Source organism: Autumnicola musiva (assembly GCF_031846585.1).
GTDB lineage: Bacteria > Bacteroidota > Bacteroidia > Flavobacteriales > Flavobacteriaceae > Autumnicola > Autumnicola musiva.
On sequence record NZ_JAVRHK010000018.1, the window covers coordinates 1 to 17781 of the forward strand.

General features: G+C 39.8%; 16 protein-coding genes. 4 read left to right on the plus strand and 12 right to left on the minus strand.

Going from position 1 to position 17781, the window contains the following annotated elements; translation table 11 throughout:
* Window positions 1-86 precede the first annotated feature (86 nt).
* On the plus strand, window positions 87-509 hold the full coding sequence (locus RM539_RS16855) for a hypothetical protein (RefSeq protein WP_311504591.1): 423 nt from the start codon (window positions 87-89) through the stop codon (window positions 507-509).
* Between the two features lie 317 nt (window positions 510-826).
* On the opposite strand, the gene RM539_RS16860 is transcribed toward RM539_RS16855, so the two are convergent.
* The 4 genes from RM539_RS16860 to RM539_RS16875 all read right to left on the minus strand — a co-directional run bounded on the left by RM539_RS16860 (window position 827) and on the right by RM539_RS16875 (window position 6616).
* A complete protein-coding gene (locus RM539_RS16860; protein WP_311504592.1) occupies window positions 827-3094 on the minus strand; it encodes an aconitate hydratase in 2268 nt (755 codons plus the stop codon).
* 283 nt (window positions 3095-3377) lie between these two features.
* On the minus strand, window positions 3378-4331 hold the full coding sequence (locus tag RM539_RS16865) for an AAA family ATPase (RefSeq protein ID WP_311504593.1): 954 nt from the start codon (window positions 4329-4331) through the stop codon (window positions 3378-3380).
* A gap of 10 nt (window positions 4332-4341) precedes the next feature.
* A complete protein-coding gene (locus RM539_RS16870) occupies window positions 4342-5772 on the minus strand; it encodes a peptidylprolyl isomerase (RefSeq protein WP_311504594.1) in 1431 nt (476 codons plus the stop codon).
* The gene (locus RM539_RS16875; protein WP_311504595.1) at window positions 5750-6616 is read right to left on the minus strand and encodes a peptidyl-prolyl cis-trans isomerase; all 867 of its coding nucleotides are present in this window, start codon (window positions 6614-6616) and stop codon (window positions 5750-5752) included. The genes RM539_RS16870 and RM539_RS16875 overlap by 23 nt, the downstream gene beginning before the upstream one ends.
* Before the next feature lie 258 nt (window positions 6617-6874).
* On the opposite strand from RM539_RS16875, the gene RM539_RS16880 reads away from it, so the two are divergent.
* Entirely contained in the window at window positions 6875-7402 is a 528-nt protein-coding gene (locus RM539_RS16880; protein ID WP_311504596.1) for an OmpH/Skp family outer membrane protein, read from the plus strand.
* Window positions 7403-7475: 73 nt separating this feature from the next.
* On the opposite strand, the gene guaB is transcribed toward RM539_RS16880, so the two are convergent.
* From guaB to ggt, 5 genes are all read right to left on the minus strand, one after another.
* On the minus strand, window positions 7476-8948 hold the full coding sequence (gene guaB, locus RM539_RS16885; RefSeq protein WP_311504597.1) for an IMP dehydrogenase: 1473 nt from the start codon (window positions 8946-8948) through the stop codon (window positions 7476-7478).
* Window positions 8949-9083: 135 nt separating this feature from the next.
* A complete protein-coding gene (locus RM539_RS16890) occupies window positions 9084-9947 on the minus strand; it encodes a hydroxymethylglutaryl-CoA lyase (RefSeq protein ID WP_311504598.1) in 864 nt (287 codons plus the stop codon).
* Between the two features lie 94 nt (window positions 9948-10041).
* On the minus strand, window positions 10042-10656 hold the full coding sequence (locus RM539_RS16895; RefSeq protein ID WP_311504599.1) for a LysE family translocator: 615 nt from the start codon (window positions 10654-10656) through the stop codon (window positions 10042-10044).
* A gap of 136 nt (window positions 10657-10792) precedes the next feature.
* Window positions 10793-11821, minus strand: coding sequence for a quinone-dependent dihydroorotate dehydrogenase (locus tag RM539_RS16900; RefSeq protein ID WP_311504600.1), 1029 nt, complete (start codon window positions 11819-11821; stop codon window positions 10793-10795).
* A gap of 58 nt (window positions 11822-11879) precedes the next feature.
* Window positions 11880-13580, minus strand: coding sequence for a gamma-glutamyltransferase (gene ggt / locus RM539_RS16905; RefSeq protein WP_311504601.1), 1701 nt, complete (start codon window positions 13578-13580; stop codon window positions 11880-11882).
* 99 nt (window positions 13581-13679) lie between these two features.
* Here ggt and pepT point away from each other — a divergent pair, with 99 nt between their 5' ends.
* Together pepT and RM539_RS16915 are read left to right on the plus strand one after the other, a co-directional pair.
* Entirely contained in the window at window positions 13680-14924 is a 1245-nt protein-coding gene (gene pepT / locus RM539_RS16910) for a peptidase T (RefSeq protein ID WP_311504602.1), read from the plus strand.
* A gap of 22 nt (window positions 14925-14946) precedes the next feature.
* Window positions 14947-15537, plus strand: coding sequence for a YdeI/OmpD-associated family protein (locus RM539_RS16915; protein ID WP_311504603.1), 591 nt, complete (start codon window positions 14947-14949; stop codon window positions 15535-15537).
* A gap of 10 nt (window positions 15538-15547) precedes the next feature.
* Here the strand turns inward: RM539_RS16915 and RM539_RS16920 are convergent, their stop codons facing one another.
* The 3 genes from RM539_RS16920 to RM539_RS16930 all read right to left on the minus strand — a co-directional run bounded on the left by RM539_RS16920 (window position 15548) and on the right by RM539_RS16930 (window position 17741).
* Window positions 15548-16774: a vWA domain-containing protein gene (locus RM539_RS16920; RefSeq protein WP_311504604.1), complete on the minus strand. Its 1227-nt coding sequence runs from the start codon at window positions 16772-16774 to the stop codon at window positions 15548-15550.
* A 187-nt stretch (window positions 16775-16961) separates the two neighbouring features.
* A complete protein-coding gene (yajC, locus tag RM539_RS16925) occupies window positions 16962-17267 on the minus strand; it encodes a preprotein translocase subunit YajC (protein ID WP_311504605.1) in 306 nt (101 codons plus the stop codon).
* A gap of 9 nt (window positions 17268-17276) precedes the next feature.
* Complete coding sequence (locus RM539_RS16930) at window positions 17277-17741, minus strand: DUF1573 domain-containing protein (protein WP_311504606.1); 465 nt, start codon at window positions 17739-17741, stop codon at window positions 17277-17279.
* Window positions 17742-17781: the final 40 nt, after the last annotated feature.

Sequence of the window (17781 nt, forward strand, 5' to 3'; positions counted from 1 at the left end):
TATGTTAAACAAAAAAGCAGCTTTTTGAATGTTTTATTCTTTAAATATTTTCATACAAAGAACCAACCCCAACCAAAAATGAAGAAATGGCATCTATTATGTTTTATCATAGAATTTTACGTCTTTCATACTCTAACGTGAATTTGCTTAAAATGTATTATCGCATGCTTGAAGAAAGCAAATCGAAGAGCTTATTTGAAGATACAATAATCAAAGAAAGGATCGGAATAAGGGAGGCTATCAAGCAGGAATTACTGAAGTGGGAAGAGAATTCCCCGGAGTCGCATAGATGGCTTATATACATGCAGGAGCCTTTTGTTGCTTCGGAATATAAACTGAGTCATTGGCTGCGAAAACTCACCTATGAACACTGTTACAATAGTGAACTGGCCAATGTAAATTTATATTATGACTGTATCTATACCTCTTCCAACTCAAGAAAAACAAATGATTTGCTTATAGCACAAAAAAATAAAATTGAAAAATATCTTATAGCGGAAATAAATTAGTTGTTTAAAATGGGGATTAAATGACTAATTTTAGAAAGCCCGGCTAGATTGCCGGGCTTTTCTTAATAAATTTTTTTTAGAAGCCGACTATCTCCGAGGTAAGCCGTAGGGATATTCCGCTGGTTTCATTTTTAACCTCTGAGCCAAAACCAAAATTTATATTTCCCTCACCCGGAACTGCGAAAAAGTATTTACGACCTCCCCGAAGGAGAGGTGAAATGGAAACTCCGTGGCCGTGTTCTTGGAGAATCTTGTATATAAAAAACTCCCGGGAAGTATTCTTCTCCGGGAGTTTTTAAAATTTAAAAGCTAGCTAATTATGCTGCATTTTGTTTCTGGATAAGGTTTAATGCTGAACCTTGCCTGTACCATTCTATTTGTGGTTCATTATAGGTATGATTTGCTTTAATTGTATCCTTACTACCATCACTATGAACTACTTCAATAGTAATTTGTTTATCCGGAGCAAACCCTTCAAGATCTATAAAATTAAAGGTATCATCTTCCTGTATTAGATCGTAATCATCCTCATTTGCAAAAGTGATTCCCAACATTCCCTGTTTCTTAAGGTTGGTTTCATGAATACGGGCAAAAGATTTTACCAGTACCACTTTTACTCCAAGGTGACGTGGCTCCATTGCCGCGTGCTCCCTGGAAGAACCTTCCCCGTAGTTATGGTCTCCCACCACAACCGTTGGAATCCCGGCTTTTTTATACTCCCGCTGTACAGAAGGTACTCCGTCATATTCCCCGGTAAGCTGGTTTTTAACAAAATTAGTTTTCTTATTAAAATCGTTCACAGCTCCAATAAGGCAGTTATTGGAAATATTATCTAAATGGCCCCTGTAGCGTAACCATGGCCCTGCCATAGAAATATGGTCGGTGGTACATTTCCCCCAGGCCTTAATAAGAAGCCTTGCACCAGTCAAATTTTTGCCGTCCCAGGGTTCAAAAGGAGTAAGCAATTGAAGCCTGTCGCTGTCTTCTGCCACTTTAACTTCTACACTACTACCATCTTCCTTTGGTGCAACATAACCGTCATCCTCCACAGCGAAACCTTTGGTAGGTAATTCTATTCCCTGAGGCTCATCCAGCATTACTTCTTCCCCGTCTTCATTAATAAGCTTGTCCCGGGTAGGATCAAAATCCAAACGTCCTGAAATTGCTATTGCGGCCACCATTTCCGGAGAACCTACAAAGGCATGTGTATTAGGATTTCCATCGGCACGCTTGGAAAAGTTCCTGTTAAAAGAGTGCACAATAGTATTTTTCTCTTCCCCTTTACGGTCACTCCTGTCCCACTGACCAATACAAGGTCCGCAGGCATTAGTAAACACGGTGGCATCAAGATCTTCAAAAATCTGAAGCAGACCATCTCTTTCAGCAGTAAATCGAATTTGTTCAGATCCCGGATTAATACCAAAATCTGATTTTGCTTTTACTTTCTTTTCAACCGCCTGTTTGGCAATAGAAGCGGCACGGGTTAAATCCTCGTAAGAAGAGTTGGTACAGGAACCAATAAGTCCCCAATCCACATTTACAGGCCAGTCATGTTCCTTGGCTTTAGCTCCCATTTCTGAAATAGGAGTTGCCAGGTCTGGTGTAAACGGCCCGTTAAGGTGAGGCCTTAACTCAGAAAGATTGATTTCTATTAACTCGTCAAAATATTCTCCGGGATTTGCATAAACCTCGTCGTCTCCGGTTAAATGCTCACGTACAGCATTTGCAGCTTCTGCCACGTCTTTACGGTTGGTAGCATTAAGATATCGCTCCATGGAATCATCGTATCCAAAAGTAGAAGTGGTTGCACCAACTTCAGCCCCCATGTTACAAATGGTACCTTTACCGGTAGCCGACATAGAGCGGGCTCCTTCTCCAAAGTATTCAATAATAGCCCCGGTTCCCCCTTTTACGGTAAGAATTCCGGCAACTTTTAAAATAACATCTTTAGGAGCTGTCCATCCGGAAAGTGATCCGGTTAGTTTCACCCCAATTAGTTTAGGAAATTTAAGTTCCCATGGCATTCCTGCCATTACGTCTACAGCATCTGCCCCGCCTACACCTATGGCAACCATTCCCAGTCCACCGGCATTAACCGTGTGAGAATCTGTACCTATCATCATTCCTCCCGGAAATGCATAATTTTCAAGAACTACCTGGTGGATAATTCCGGCACCAGGCCTCCAAAATCCAATGCCATACTTATTTGATACCGATTCAAGAAAATCAAAAACCTCGTTACTGGTTTTATTGGCTGCCTGAAGATCTATAGCCGCTCCCATTTTGGCCTGAATAAGATGGTCACAATGTACTGTTGTAGGCACCGCTACTTTCTTTTTACCGGCCTGCATAAACTGAAGCAAAGCCATTTGCGCAGTTGCATCCTGGCAGGCAATCCTGTCCGGGGCAAACTCCACATAATCTTTACCCCGCTCAAAAGCTGAAGAAGTTTCTCCATCCCATAAGTGGGAGTAAAGTATTTTTTCTGAAAGTGTCAAAGGTTTCCCAACAACTTCACGTGCTTTATTTACACGATCTGCCATTTGGCTGTACACCTTCTTGATCATATCAATATCGTACGCCATTTTTTAAAAGTGTTTATTGTGTTCTAAAAGTCAGGCGAAATTACGAATTTTCCTTGAATTTTGAAAATTACAGTTATTATTCAAAAATTAATGGAAATAATGAAGCAGTTTCTATATGTAAGAAGAAATATTTCAGTAAAAACAAAAAAATATGCTAAAAATTATTAATTTGATAAATTATAAGACCGAAAATTAAAATATGGAAAATTAGCCTCACTGTAAAGAACCGGTAAAAGGAAAGGAGTAGGAGCAAATAACACAGGAGTTCACTAAACTATAGAAGTCAGAATAAATCCCTGATGATCTTTTCTTCAGAAATTCCTTCAGCTTCGGCTTTGTAGTTTTTAATAAGCCTGTGCCGCAGAATTCCAATAGCAACAGCCTGCACATCTTCAATATCGGGAGAAAATTTGCCATTTACGGCAGCATGTGCCTTGGCAGCAAGAACAAGGTTCTGGGAGGCCCGGGGCCCTGCCCCCCAGTCAACATAATTTTTAACAAGATTGGGAGCAGTATTTCCGGCAGGCCGTGTTTTTCCAACCAGCCCCACGGCATATTCCACAACATTATCGGCAATTGGAATCCGTCTAATTACATGCTGCAGTTCTGAAATTTCTTCAGCAGAAAAAAGAGATTTCACTTCCGGTTTTTCATCTGATGTAGTGCTTTTTACAACATTTACTTCTTCCTCAAAACTGGGATATTCAAGATTAATTGCAAACATAAAACGATCCAGCTGGGCTTCGGGCAAAGGGTATGTACCTTCCTGCTCTATAGGGTTTTGCGTGGCCAGCACAAAATAAGGAAGATCCAGTTTATAATGGTGTCCCGCTACCGTAACTGCACGTTCCTGCATGGCTTCCAATAAAGCCGCCTGTGTTTTGGGTGGGGTCCTGTTAATCTCATCTGCCAGGATGATATTGGCAAAAACAGGACCTTTAATAAATTTAAACTGGCGGTTCTCATCTAAAATTTCGGCTCCCAGAATATCACTGGGCATAAGATCTGGTGTAAACTGGATTCGCTTAAAGTTAAGCCCAAGAGCCTTTGCAATGGTATTTACCATTAAAGTTTTGGCTAAACCGGGCACTCCTATTAACAAAGAATGCCCTCCGGAAAAAACGGAGAGCAGAATTTGATTTATCACCTCATCCTGGCCAACAATTACCCTGGAAATTTCCCTTTTTAAATGTTGATTTTTTTCAACTAATTTTTCTACAAGCGCAACGTCAGACATTCAGATTATTCTACTTTTTCAACCAGTTACTGTTGTATTCACAGCTCCTGAATTTACCATTAATTTTAATATATGTATCGGCAATTTTTTCTTTTTGCCATTTTTCTATGGCTTCCAGTTGCTTTGCCTGTAATGCCAGGTCTTTAATTTTAAGATAATCTGTGGCATAATTTGCCTCATGCTCGGCAACACGTTTGGTTACCTGGATAATTTTAAAAAACGGTTTGCCGGTACCATCCTGATCGCTTAACCTTAAGGACATTTCTCCTTCTTCAAGATTTACCACTTGGTTATAAAGTGTGGGATCCAGCTTGGTAAGTTCAAATTTGGTATCCCCGGTTTGTGGATTCCTTAGCCTTCCACCGTCACCACGGGTTTCATCTTCATCTGAAGATGCCTTAGCTGCTTCGGCAAAAGTTAATTCACCCTCATTTATTCTTTTTCTAATAGTATCAATTTCAGCTTTGGCTTTTTCCACTGTTGCATTGGTCACTTCAGGAATAATTAAAATGTGTCTTAAATCTACCTGCTGACCTCTTATTTTGTCAATTTCTATAATATGGAAACCAAATTCAGTTTCAAAAGGCTCACTCACCTCCCCTTCCTGAAGACTGAAGGCAACATCTTTAAATTCCTTTACAAAATTATCTTTTCTTCCAAGAGAAAGGATAGATCCTCCTGTATTGGTATCGTCGGAATAAAGAATGGCTTTTGTCCTGAAACTGGCATCATTATCTACAACATCTGCCCGGAATTCATTTAGCCTGTCTATGGCTTTTTGTTTTTCGCTTTCAGGAACTTCAGGCTCTATAACAATTTGTGAAATTTCAACCTCATCCCCAAAAATGGGCAGCTCATCTTTTTTCATTTCCTCAAAATAAGCCCTTACTTCTTCCGGTGTAACCTCAATCCCCTCAACAATTTTCTGTTGCATTTTCTGGGAAAGCTGTCTTTGTTTATTGATTTCAAAAAGTTCGTCCTGTAATTCTGATTCTGATCCTTTATTATAATACTCCACCACTTTCTCCATAGATCCAAGCTGCCTTACCATTTCTGCTATCTGCTGGTCTATATATCCTCTAATATCTGCGTCCAGCACTACAATACTATCCTGGACAGCATGGTGGGCATACAGCTTATTTTCCATTAAAGAACCGGCCAGCTGGCATTCTGTAACATCTGCCGTAGACATATTCTGGCTCTGCATTTGCTTGTACATAAGATCAATGTCACTATCCAGAATAATATAATCTCCAACAACTGCCGCAATCCCTTCTACTCTCCTGCGCTCGTTGTTATTGGTTACTGTATTTTCAGCCACCTCTTCCTGCGGTTGGATAGCAGTACTATCGGTCACCACAACTTCCTGTGCATTTCCAGTAAGAGCTGAAAAGACAAGTATAATGCCTGCCGCGATTTTAGTTAAATATTTCAAATTCATTATTTTTGATTGCATCTTTGGTAATATCTTTTTCTAATTCCTTTATTAATTCCAGTTTTTTCTTGTTGAGCAAAATCTGTTCTATGGTTGGTGCGGCATATTCCATCGGGGCCTGATCATTCCTTTCCAGCACATCTTTTACGTACACCAAATATACGTTTAGTGAATCTTCAAGCTGCAGATAATTCGATTTTTTTAGCAGCCGGGAACGATCATCTACTGAAAGCGGCCCGATTTTATCATAAACTGCTTTGGTTCGAACCCAAACAGAATCGTTCATAGAATAGTTTTTAAACTGGAGGGCCAGTCTTTCCAATTCCGCCTTGTCTTTCTCATTAAAACGCTGAATAGCACGTTTAATTTCATCAAAATTGGTATTTTCCTTATCCAGGTTGATGTATCTTAGTTTCACCAGGTCTTCATTCAGCCTAAAGCTTTCCCTGTTCTGCTCATAGTAAGCTTCTATCTCATCCGGATTAACCGCAGTATCCAGGCTCCTGGAGACCACAGCATCGGTATATGCGTTGGTATAAATTTCATTTCGGTAATTCTCCACAAGATCATTAAATTCATCCTGCTGCTTCTGCGGAAGGTTTAATTCTGCCCGGTCTATAAGCAACTGCTGCGTGGCCCACCTGTTAATATAATTTGAAACAATTAAAGCACTGTCTTCAGGGGAGGTGTCTTCATCTATAAGTGCCATAATATCTTCCTCATAAAGATAAGAATCATTTACCCGCACCACGACTTTTTGCTCCTTTGCCGGCTTAAAAAAGTTACAACCAGCAAAAATTAGAACCGAGAAAATCAGGATTATTCCGTAAAAGTTTACTTTCAAACTCATTCTCAAATTTGGATGCAATTTATATACCAAACAAATTCCGATTTCGCCTGTATCCTTTAGCATGGCAAAAATAAGAAAACGTCCAGCATCTGCAAGTTATTGCGCAAAGCTTTGTAACTACTTCTATTTCTAATAAAGAAATTAATGCTTTCTTAAAAGATGGCACACGTCTTGTTTTGCAGGAATAGCATAAAATTGCAAATTTTATAGGAAAAAGTAGCTTATGCCTCTTATATTTGCGAAAAACATATAATAAAAATGAAAAAAACCGGATTATTTATCACACTTCTTTTTATGAGTGTAATGGCAGGTGCCCAAACCAAAACTGGAACTATTGATGCAGATTATATTCTCTCACAAATGCCCGGAATGTCGGAAGTTAATACAGGACTGGAAGAATATAACAAAGAACTACAGGCCGACCTGCAACAAAGCATAGGCAACTACGAAGGACTGGTTGCAGACTATCAGGAAAACAACACCACCTTTACCGATGAGCAGAAAAAGCAAAAAGAAACTGAAATTATTGGTCTGGAGAATGAAATTAAAGGCTTCAGGCAAAAGGCTTCCGTGATGGTACAAATGAAACGGAATGAACTTACCACTCCTTTATATGAGAAAATAGATGCGGCCATGCGTAAAGTTATCGCTGCTGAAGGTTATACTCATATTTTAAATGCGGGCGGCAATTCCCTGGCTTTTGCCTCTGAAGAATATGATATAACCCTGAAGGTAATGAAGGAAATGGGCATTTCTGCCCCTGCACCTCCGGAAGGAACTGAATAAAAACCTTTTAAAACTGAAAAGAGGCTGTTCGATAATTTCCGACAGCCTCTTTTTTATTCTTAGTAGCATTAGATTACCTGCTGTAATTTGGAGATTCTTTGGTAATTGTTACATCGTGCGGATGACTTTCATGTATCCCTGAAGAAGTGATTTTTATAAATTTTCCGTTTTCCTTCAGCGCTTCGATATCTTTTGCTCCACAGTACCCCATGCCGGCTTTTAATCCGCCAATAAACTGGTGGATACTTTCTTCCAGTTCTCCTTTGTAAGGTACCCTTCCAACGATTCCCTCAGGAACAAGTTTTTTAATATCATCTTCCACATCCTGAAAATAACGATCTTTGGACCCTTTCTGCATTGCTTCCACAGAACCCATTCCGCGGTAAGATTTAAACTTTCTTCCTTCGTAAATAATAGTTTCCCCGGGGGATTCCTTTGTTCCTGCCAGTAAAGATCCAAGCATTACACAATCGGCTCCTGCTGCAATAGCTTTGGGGATATCCCCTGTATACCGGATACCACCATCTGCAATTACTGGAACCCCTGTACCTTTAATTGCCGCAGCAACTTCCAGCACAGCCGAAAATTGCGGAAATCCAACCCCGGCAACCACTCTTGTAGTACAAATAGACCCTGGCCCAATACCTACCTTTACGGCATCGGCTCCTGCTTCCACTAAAAATTTCGCAGCATCGGCCGTGGCAATATTTCCTACAACAACTTCAAGTTCCTGATATTTCTGCTTTACCTGTTTAAGTATTTCTACCACTCCCCGGGTATGACCATGCGCAGTATCAATAATCACAGCGTCCACACCCGCAGCAACCAGTGCCTCTACCCTGTCTACCGCATCTAAAGTAACTCCTACTGCAGCAGCAACACGTAACCTCCCATAACTATCTTTATTAGCCATAGGTTTTTGTGTGAGCTTGGTTATATCCCTAAAGGTAATAAGGCCAACCAGCTTATCTTCCTTATTCACTACCGGAAGCTTTTCAATTTTATTTTCCTGAAGAATATCTTCAGCCTGCTCAAGGGAAGTTCCTTCAGAAACCGTTACCAGGTTTTGTGAGGTCATTACTTCCGAAATTGGTCGTTCATTATTTTTCTCAAAACGCAAATCTCTGTTGGTCACAATTCCCAGCAATTTTCCTTCCCCATCTACAATCGGGATTCCACCAATGCTGTACTCTTTCATGTGGGCCTTTGCATCCTTTACTTTAGCCGAAATGGGTAAAGTAACAGGATCTATAATCATTCCGCTTTCTGCACGTTTTACTTTTCGCACTTTCAGGGCCTGTTGTTCTATCGTCATATTCTTATGCAGCACGCCAATACCACCTTCCCTTGCCATAGCTATGGCCATACGGGATTCGGTTACCGTATCCATAGCGGCAGAAACAATGGGCACATTTATGGAAATATTTCGGGTGAATTTTGTTCTGATGCTTACTTCGCGCGGCAATACTTCAGAAAATGCAGGCACTAACAATACGTCATCGTAAGTAAGGCCTTCTCCTAAGATCTTGGATTCGTGTGCAGTCATGGCAATTAAGGATTTAATTGCGTGCAAATATAAGCTCTTTTCAGTAGAAACGTATGATAATGGGGGCTTAATTATTCCTACTGAAATCTATAGTTAATTTTAAAAAAATCTAAGAAGGGTTCTATTCTGAAAAAATTAATGATAAGCCCCAAAAACTTTTGAAGCTTCATTAAATGAAGATTCAAAACTGCCCATTTTTATATTATGATTAGCTTTTTTTGAAGTAAAGTAGGAAACCATTCGTTCAGTAGGCATATTCCCGGTAAGTTCATCCTTGGCCATGGGACAACCTCCAAAACCCTGGATAGCACCGTCAAACCTATAACAGCCTGCTTTGTAAGCTGCATCCACCTTTTCATGCCAGCTGGACGGAGTAGTGTGCAGGTGCGCCCCGAATTCAATTTTTGGATACTTCGGAATTAGATTTGAAAAAAGATAATCGATAATATCTGGGGTAGAACTTCCTATGGTATCTGATAATGAAAGAATTTTAACTCCCATTGCTGAAAGTTTTTCGGTCCATTCCCCTACAATCTCCACATTCCAGGGATCGCCATACGGATTTCCAAAACCCATGGAAAGATAAGCAACTACTTCTTTGTTTGAATTACCGGCTATTTCCAGGATTTCTTTCAGAATTTCTACAGATTCAGCTATGGTTTTATGGGTATTCCGCATCTGGAAATTTTCAGAAATAGAAAAGGGATAACCCAAATACCCTATTTCTTCATGAACACATGCATCCTGAGCGCCGCGGGTGTTTGCCACAATTGCCAACAATTTACTCTGTGTGTTGGAAAGATCCAACTGCTTCAGTACCTCAGCAGTATCCGCCATTTGCGGAATGGCTTTGGGAGAAACAAAACTTCCGAAATCTATGGTGTCAAACCCACATCTTAATAAAGCTTGGATATACTGCACTTTTTTTTCCGTGGGAATAAAGGATTTAATACCCTGCATCGCATCCCTTGGACATTCGATAAGTTTTATTTTTTGCATATGTCCAAAGATAAGGGAACAATTTTAAATTTTGAAAATGGACTAAATATGAGAATGGTTTAAATTTTGCGGTTTGAGGTTTTTATTTTTCTTCTCAAATCAAAATCAATATCCCAATTGAAATAAACACCACCACCTGCACCCATTTTAAAATTACTCCGGAATTGGGGTGCCGTTTGAGATAAACTGAGATTTTCCCTGCCATCATTGCTACTGCTATAAAAATTAAAAATGCCTGCAACATAAACAGAAAACCGAGAACGTAGAATTGCAATACAGTATTTCCGGCAGGTTCCCATAGAAAGCCCGGGAAAAATGCCAGAAAATAAATCGTGACTTTCGGGTTAAGTACATTCAATATAAATCCCTGTCTAAAAAGTGAAAATAAAGATTTTCTTTGCAGGCCTTCTGTAGAAAAGGCAATTTCAGGATCACTCTTATAAACCTGGTAAGCCAGGTAAAAAAGATAAAGCGCCCCAAAAACTTTTATAAGCATAAAGAGCACCGGCGAATTTTTAATTATTGCAGAAACGCCAAAAGCCACCAAACTGGTATGCACCAGGATTCCAGAAACTAACCCGAGTGCTACCACGATTCCGTATTTACTACCGTTTGCGATTCCTCTTACGAGCACATAAATAATATCCGGCCCGGGAGAAATCGTCAGCAAAACTGAAGCGGTTAAAAATGGTATCAGCTGTTCAAGCATCTATGAGTTTGTGTTTGTTTAAAGTAAAAGGTAAAAAACCACAGTTCATAAACCATAACCGACAAGCTTTTCTATTCATCATTCCTCTTGTTTAGATTCCTGAATCTAGTTTCCAACTTCTTTTCGCATAGAAAGTTTACTGCACAGCTTCCCTCTCCAGGATTTTTTTATTTATCTCCATTATCAACCCAGGGCCTTCGTAAATAAATCCCGTGTATAATTGAACCAGGCTGGCGCCGGCATCCAGTTTTTCCAGCGCATCTTCAGGAGAAAATATTCCTCCTACTCCAATTATTGGAAAGGCTTGATTACTTTTTTCAGCTAAAAACCGGATTACTTCCGTAGAACGCTTCCGCAGTGGTCTTCCGCTTAAGCCCCCCATTTCATTTTTATTTTCAGAATGTAAACCATCTCTTGAAATGGTAGTATTTGTTGCAATAATTCCGGCAATTCGGGTCTCCTCCACAATTTCAATAATATCCAGCAGCTGGGCATCGGTAAGATCGGGAGCGATTTTTAATAATATCGGCTTTTGTTTTGGACGGCCTGCATTTAACTTTTGAAGCGTAGTAAGTAAAAGAGTTAAAGGTTCCTTGTCCTGAAGCTCTCTTAAATTGGGTGTATTAGGAGAACTAACATTTACCACAAAATAGTCCACGTAGTCATACAGGGCCTTGAAACAGATTCTGTAATCTTCTACCGCTTCCTGGTTGGGCGTAACTTTATTTTTCCCAATATTACCGCCAATTAGCACATTTTTATTCTTTTTAAGGCGCTCCACCATTTCTTCCACTCCACCATTATTAAAGCCCATTCGATTTATTATCGCTTCATCTTCCCTAAGCCGGAACAGTCGTTTTTTCTCGTTTCCGGGTTGTGGTTTGGGTGTAACGGTTCCCACTTCAATAAAACCAAAACCGAGATTGGAAAGTTCTTTATAGAGTTTCGCATCCTTATCAAATCCTGCGGCAAGGCCTACGGGATTTTTAAATTTTAAGCCGAAAACCTCCCTTTCCAGTTTAGGATCTTCCACTAAAAACTTCTTCTTCAGAATCGAGGAAACTCCAGGAATTTTATTTAACTTTTGTAAAGTATCAAAAGTGAAATAATGGACTTTTTCAGGATCGTATTTAAACAGGATCTTCCTGATGAGCGCTTTATACATAATGGCAGGTTTGTGCAAAAATAGCTTAAATTCGGTAGTGAGAAAACTTCAGGCGAAACTAAAAACCTGCGGCGGTATCATCTCCCCTTCTGTCGGCACCTCCTTCAAGTTTTCCGTTAGGCAGCACTCGTATAGCGTCCACCTTTCCTATTACAGTAGACTCCCCTTCGTTGATATGGTAGCCTTTTGCCTTCAGGCTTTTCAGAATTTCAGCATTAAAGGCATTGGGTTCAAACAGAATTTCATCGGGCAGCCATTGATGATGAAAACGTGGCGCATTTACCGCTTCCTGCATGGTCATGTTATATTCTTCCACATTCAATATTGTCTGCAAAACCGATGTAATAATAGTGGAACCGCCCGGGGAACCAAGCGTTAGCCATAGTTTGCCTTTTTTCTCTACAATAGTGGGAGTCATGGAACTCAGCATTTTCTTACCCGGCGCAATTGAATTTGCTTCGGCACCAATAAGACCAAACATATTGGGTACTCCCGGTTTCGCACTAAAATCATCCATTTCATTATTCAGAAAAAATCCCAGTTCCTCCACATAAAGTTTAGAACCATAAGCTCCGTTTAAAGTAGTAGTGGCCGCAATGGCATTTCCAAACTGGTCTACAATAGAATAATGGGTGGTTTCCATACTTTCGTAACCGGCAATTTCACCATGTTCAATTTCAGAAGAAGGGGTAGCTTCAGAAAAGCTGAAATTCTCCATCCGCCCTTCAAGATAATTTTCACCCAGTAAAACATCAACCGGAATATCAACAAAATCGGGGTCACCCAGGTAAAAACTCCTGTCCGCATACGCCCGTCTTTCTGCTTCTGTTAAAACCTGGATTGTTTTTACCGAATTATGCCCGTATTCATCAATAGGATAATCTTCAATCACCTTTAAAATCTGCCCCAATACAATTCCCCCGCTGGACGGCGGCGGCATGGAAATTATATTTAAATCATTATATTCCATATTAATGGGCTTTCTCCAAAACGTTTGATATTCTCTTAAATCCTGCATGCTCATAATACCTTTTTGCCGTTGCAGGTAGGCAATTATTCTCTCCCCCGTACGGCCATTATAAAATTCATCCCGGCCATTTTCGGCAATTCTTTGGAGCGTCCCGGCAAGGGCAAAATTCCTTATAGTATCCCCTTCAGCAAAATCCCCGGAATAAAGGATGCTATCTTTATTTACCTGAACAAACATTTCCCTGTAACGTGCCAGGCTTGCCTCCTGATTTTCTGTGACTACATACCCGTTTCGCGCCAGGGCAATTACAGGTTTCAGAATTTCTTCCATTGGCATGGAGCCAAATTTTTCATGTACCGAAAAAATTCCAGCCACTGTTCCAGGAACTCCCACAGCCATGCACCCAACTTTGCTCAAATTAGAAATCACCTCACCATTTTCATCCTGGTACATATCTTTGGTGGAAAGCAAGGGTGCCTTTTCGCGGTAATCAAGTGTGCCAGTTTCCCCGTTTGCCTTCCGGTAAACCATAAAACCACCTCCACCAAGATTTCCAGCGTATGGATAAACCACTGCCAAAGCCATTTCTGTAGCAATCATGGCATCAAAAGCATTTCCACCTTTCTTCAGAATAGACAAACCAATACCGGATGCTTCTTTCCTGGCCGAAACCACCATGGCTTTATCGGCAACAAAACCCAGGCGTTCCGGAGAATCAGTAACAGCATCCACCCTGGTTTTACAGGAGCATATTGAAATGATAATAAGAAGCAGCAGTAGTTTTTTCATAAGTTTAAGGTAATAGGTTTTCCCGATCATATATCTTTGTTATTACAGGGCAAAACATTTGCAAAATAGCCCATATTTCTATTACTAAAAACTCCTGAAATGATTAATAAGAACAAGCTCATAAATAAATTTATAAGTTACATTAAGATTGACACCCAAAGCGATCCTAATAGCTCATGTACTCCCAGTACCGAGAAGCAATGGAACCTGGCGAATAAGCTTGTTGAGGAACTTAAGGAGATTGGAATGCAGGATGTAAGCATAGATGAACACGCTTATGTAATGGCCGCGTTACCTTCTAATGTGCACCATAAAGTCCCGGTGATTGGCTTTGTTTCCCATTTTGACACTACGCCCGATTTTACCGGTACCAATGTGAATCCGCAGATTATTGAAGATTATGACGGAAAAGATATTATTCTGAATAAAGAAAAAGACATTGTACTTTCCCCGGAATATTTTGAAGACCTGGAACAATATAAAGGACAAACCATTATTACCACCGATGGGAATACTTTACTGGGTGCAGATGATAAGGCGGGAATTACCGAAATTATGACTGCAATGCAATATCTTATTGATAATCCGCAAATTGAGCATGGAGAAATAAGGATTTGTTTTACTCCCGACGAAGAAATTGGCCGTGGAGCACATAAATTTGATGTTGAAAAATTTGGAGCAGAATGGGCTTATACCATGGATGGAAGCCAAATAGGAGAACTGGAATATGAAAACTTTAATGCTGCCGGAGCGGTGGTAAAGATCTTCGGAAAAAGTGTACACCCTGGTTATGCTAAAGACAAGATGATAAACAGCCAGTATATCGCGCAGGATTTTATAAGTTCTCTGCCCCGGCTGGAAACCCCCGAACATACAGAAGGTCGCCAGGGTTTTTTCCACCTTAGTAATATGAAAGGAGATGTGGAAGAGACCACACTGCATTATATCATCAGGGATCATGACAAAAAGCATTTTGAAGCAAGAAAAAAGATGATGCTGGACCTTGGCCGGGAAATTTGTGAGCAGTATGAGCGGGAATGTGTGGAAATTGAAATAAAGGACCAGTATTTCAACATGAAGGAAAAGGTAGAACCTGTAAAACATATTGTTGACCTGGCAGAACAGGCTATGAGAGCTGTAAATGTAGAACCTATTATTAAACCTATACGCGGTGGAACCGATGGGGCACAGCTAAGTTATATGGGTTTACCCTGTCCTAATATTTTTGCCGGAGGGCACAACTTCCACGGAAAATATGAATATGTTCCTGTGGAAAGTATGATAAAAGCTACTGAAGTAATTGTAAAATTAGCTGAGCTTACTTCGGAAAAATATAGAAAGTAAGCCAGATTCCAATTTTGAAGATATGCCGGTAAAATCTGTTGAGCAGTATATTGAAATTCATGAAAAATGGCAGGAAGAATTGCGCATACTAAGAAAAATGATGCTTTCTACCGAACTGGAGGAAACGATAAAATGGGGAGCACCCGTTTATACATTAGCAGGAAAAAATGTAGCAGGGCTGGGTGCCTTTAAAAATCATTGCGCCATTTGGTTCTTTAATGGAGATTTACTCAAAGAGAATACAGAGCTTCTTCAAAATGTACAGGAAGGAAAGACCAAATCTTTAAGGCAAATCCGGTTTAAAAAAGGAGAAGAAATTAAAACCGAACTCCTGGTAAAATATATTGGAGAAGCTGTTGCAAATCAGAAATTAGGAAAACAAATCAGGAAGGAGAAACAAAAACTAAATATTCCCCCTGAATTTCAAACTGCACTGGAAAAGGATGAAGAACTGAATTCCGCTTTCGGGAAACTTACCGAAGGAAAACAGCGGGACCATTGCGCCTATATTTCAGAAGCAAAAAGGGAAAACACAAAACATGGCCGGCTTGAAAAAATAATCCCAATGATAAAAAATGGAAAAGGAATAAATGATAAATACCGGAATTGCTAAAATAGTGCCGTTATTCAGAATATTTAGTAATAAGTCTTACCATTAGCTCATTTAGCAGTTCAACATCATATTCTCCTATAGAAGGCTCAATATGTTCATTTCCAATCCCACTATGATTTGTAATAAAAACATAGGTACCGTTGGTACTTAGAGAGAAAAAGCGCATCAGGAATTCAGTTTCCTTATCTATACCACTTGCAGTAACCGGTATAAGTTTAATACCTTTTTCTGCTGCATTTTTAATAGCAGCATGAAGTTCATCTATCACCTGAGACTCATAATGCGGCGGCGCATCCAGTAAAAGAAAGGCAATCCTGCTTTTAGCATCCTCAGACCATTGCAGTTCGGTAAGCGCGGTATTTAAAGCTGTATGAACGGCTTCGGGAAAATCTCCTCCTCCTCCGGCACGCTGCTTGTTTATAAAAGAAACTGTAGAATTTATATCCCTGCTAAACGGGGAATGCTTTACAAGATAATCATCTTCAACATCCCGGTAAAAAACCGTACCTGTAGAAACTTTTATAGAAGCATTTTTATTTTCAACTTTTCGAATTACATCTTTAAGATCCTCTTTTAGAAACTCCAGCTCATCACTCATAGATCCGGTTGCATCTACAATAAAGGCTAATTCAACTTTATTCGAAACAGGCTTAGGATTTTTAATAGTTACTTCATTAACTCCATCTTCAAAAGGCACTAATTGAATAGCAACAGGATCATCATTAACAGTAAGAATATAATTTTGGCTATTATTTCCTTCAGTTTTATTAAACAGTCCAGGCCATAATTGCGCTACTCCAAAATTATCTGTTCTTGCAATCCAGGCCACAGCATCGCCGCTTCTAATTTCTACTTTCACGTTGTTTACAGGCAGGCCCAAAGTATTTTTTACTTCAACAACAATTCGGCCTGAAGTGTAAAAGTTCCAATAATCAGGCATTTCCGAATATTCCTGCCAATTTAATAAATCCTTCCAGAAGGACCAGTTATCCAGGTCACTCCATTCTCCCGCCGTAATCTTTCCGGCTTCACCATCATCGGCTCCCTGGCCTCCCTCGTTTTCTCCGGATCCCGAAGCCCCTCCTCCCTCAGAGCCTGAGCCTGAAGATAAAAAACCGGAAGGATCTCCTTCTTCAGAAACAGCACCTTCATCCTCGCTTATGGGGTCTTTGCTACAGCTGAAAGAAATAATAAATAGGCAGACCATAAAGAGTAAGAATAGAGATTTTTTCATCATTATATAGATTTTCGACCTATCAGAAAATTGTTGCTATTAAGGCCATCTATAATAAAGATGCTCTTAAAGAGAAAAGGTTGCGTAAAAAATTGGTTTATTTATTTACAGTATTCCCACAGTAGAACCTGTAATAAAAAAGCCTCCCAGATGGAAGGCTTTTTTTCAAAATAGTAAATTTGAGCGGAAACTATTTTTTCTCCTTAACGGCAGGTTTTGCCGGTTCATTTAATTTTCTGCTCATTTCCATTGAAATGGAAGAACGGTCAAATGTAATTTTACCTGCCCCTGTTTCAATAATTACCGCATTATTCTTTTCGCTAAAATCCAGGATTTTTCCATGCATTCCGCTTTTAGTTACAATTCTGTCACCTCTTTTTAATTCTTCAACAAAGTTTTTTTCCTGCTTTGCTTTTTTCATCTGAGGGCGTATCATAAAAAAATACACCACCAGAAACATTAAGATAATTGGTGCAAACTGCGCTATTTGATCCATAATCTGCTGTTAGCTATTGGTTCCTCCCGCTGCTTCAACGAAAGCTTTAATTTTAACTTGTTCTTTACCGTTTTGGGTATTGGCAGTAACGGTTACTGTTTTAGTCACCTGCCCGTTTCCTGAACCATTATACTTCACAGTCATTTCTGCGGTTTCTCCAGGAGCGATTGGCTCTTTTGGTGCATCTGGCACAGTACAACCACAAGAACTGCTGGCATTGGTTATTACCAGCGGTGCACGACCTGTATTAGTAAACTTAAATACATGTTCCACACTTTCTCCTTTGGGGATATTTCCAAAGTCATATTCCTTTTCTTCAAAAGAAAGTTCAGGATAAACAGTAGCTTCTGCATCACGTTCTGCTGCTGTCTCAACATTTTCTGCTCTAACCTTATCAGAAGCGTTGTTGTTATCTTTGCAGGAAGAGAAAAACAAAGTTCCTGCTGCTGCTATCATTAAAAGTCCTTTTTTCATGCTTATATTTTTTAATATTAAGGGTTAAAATTAATAAAAT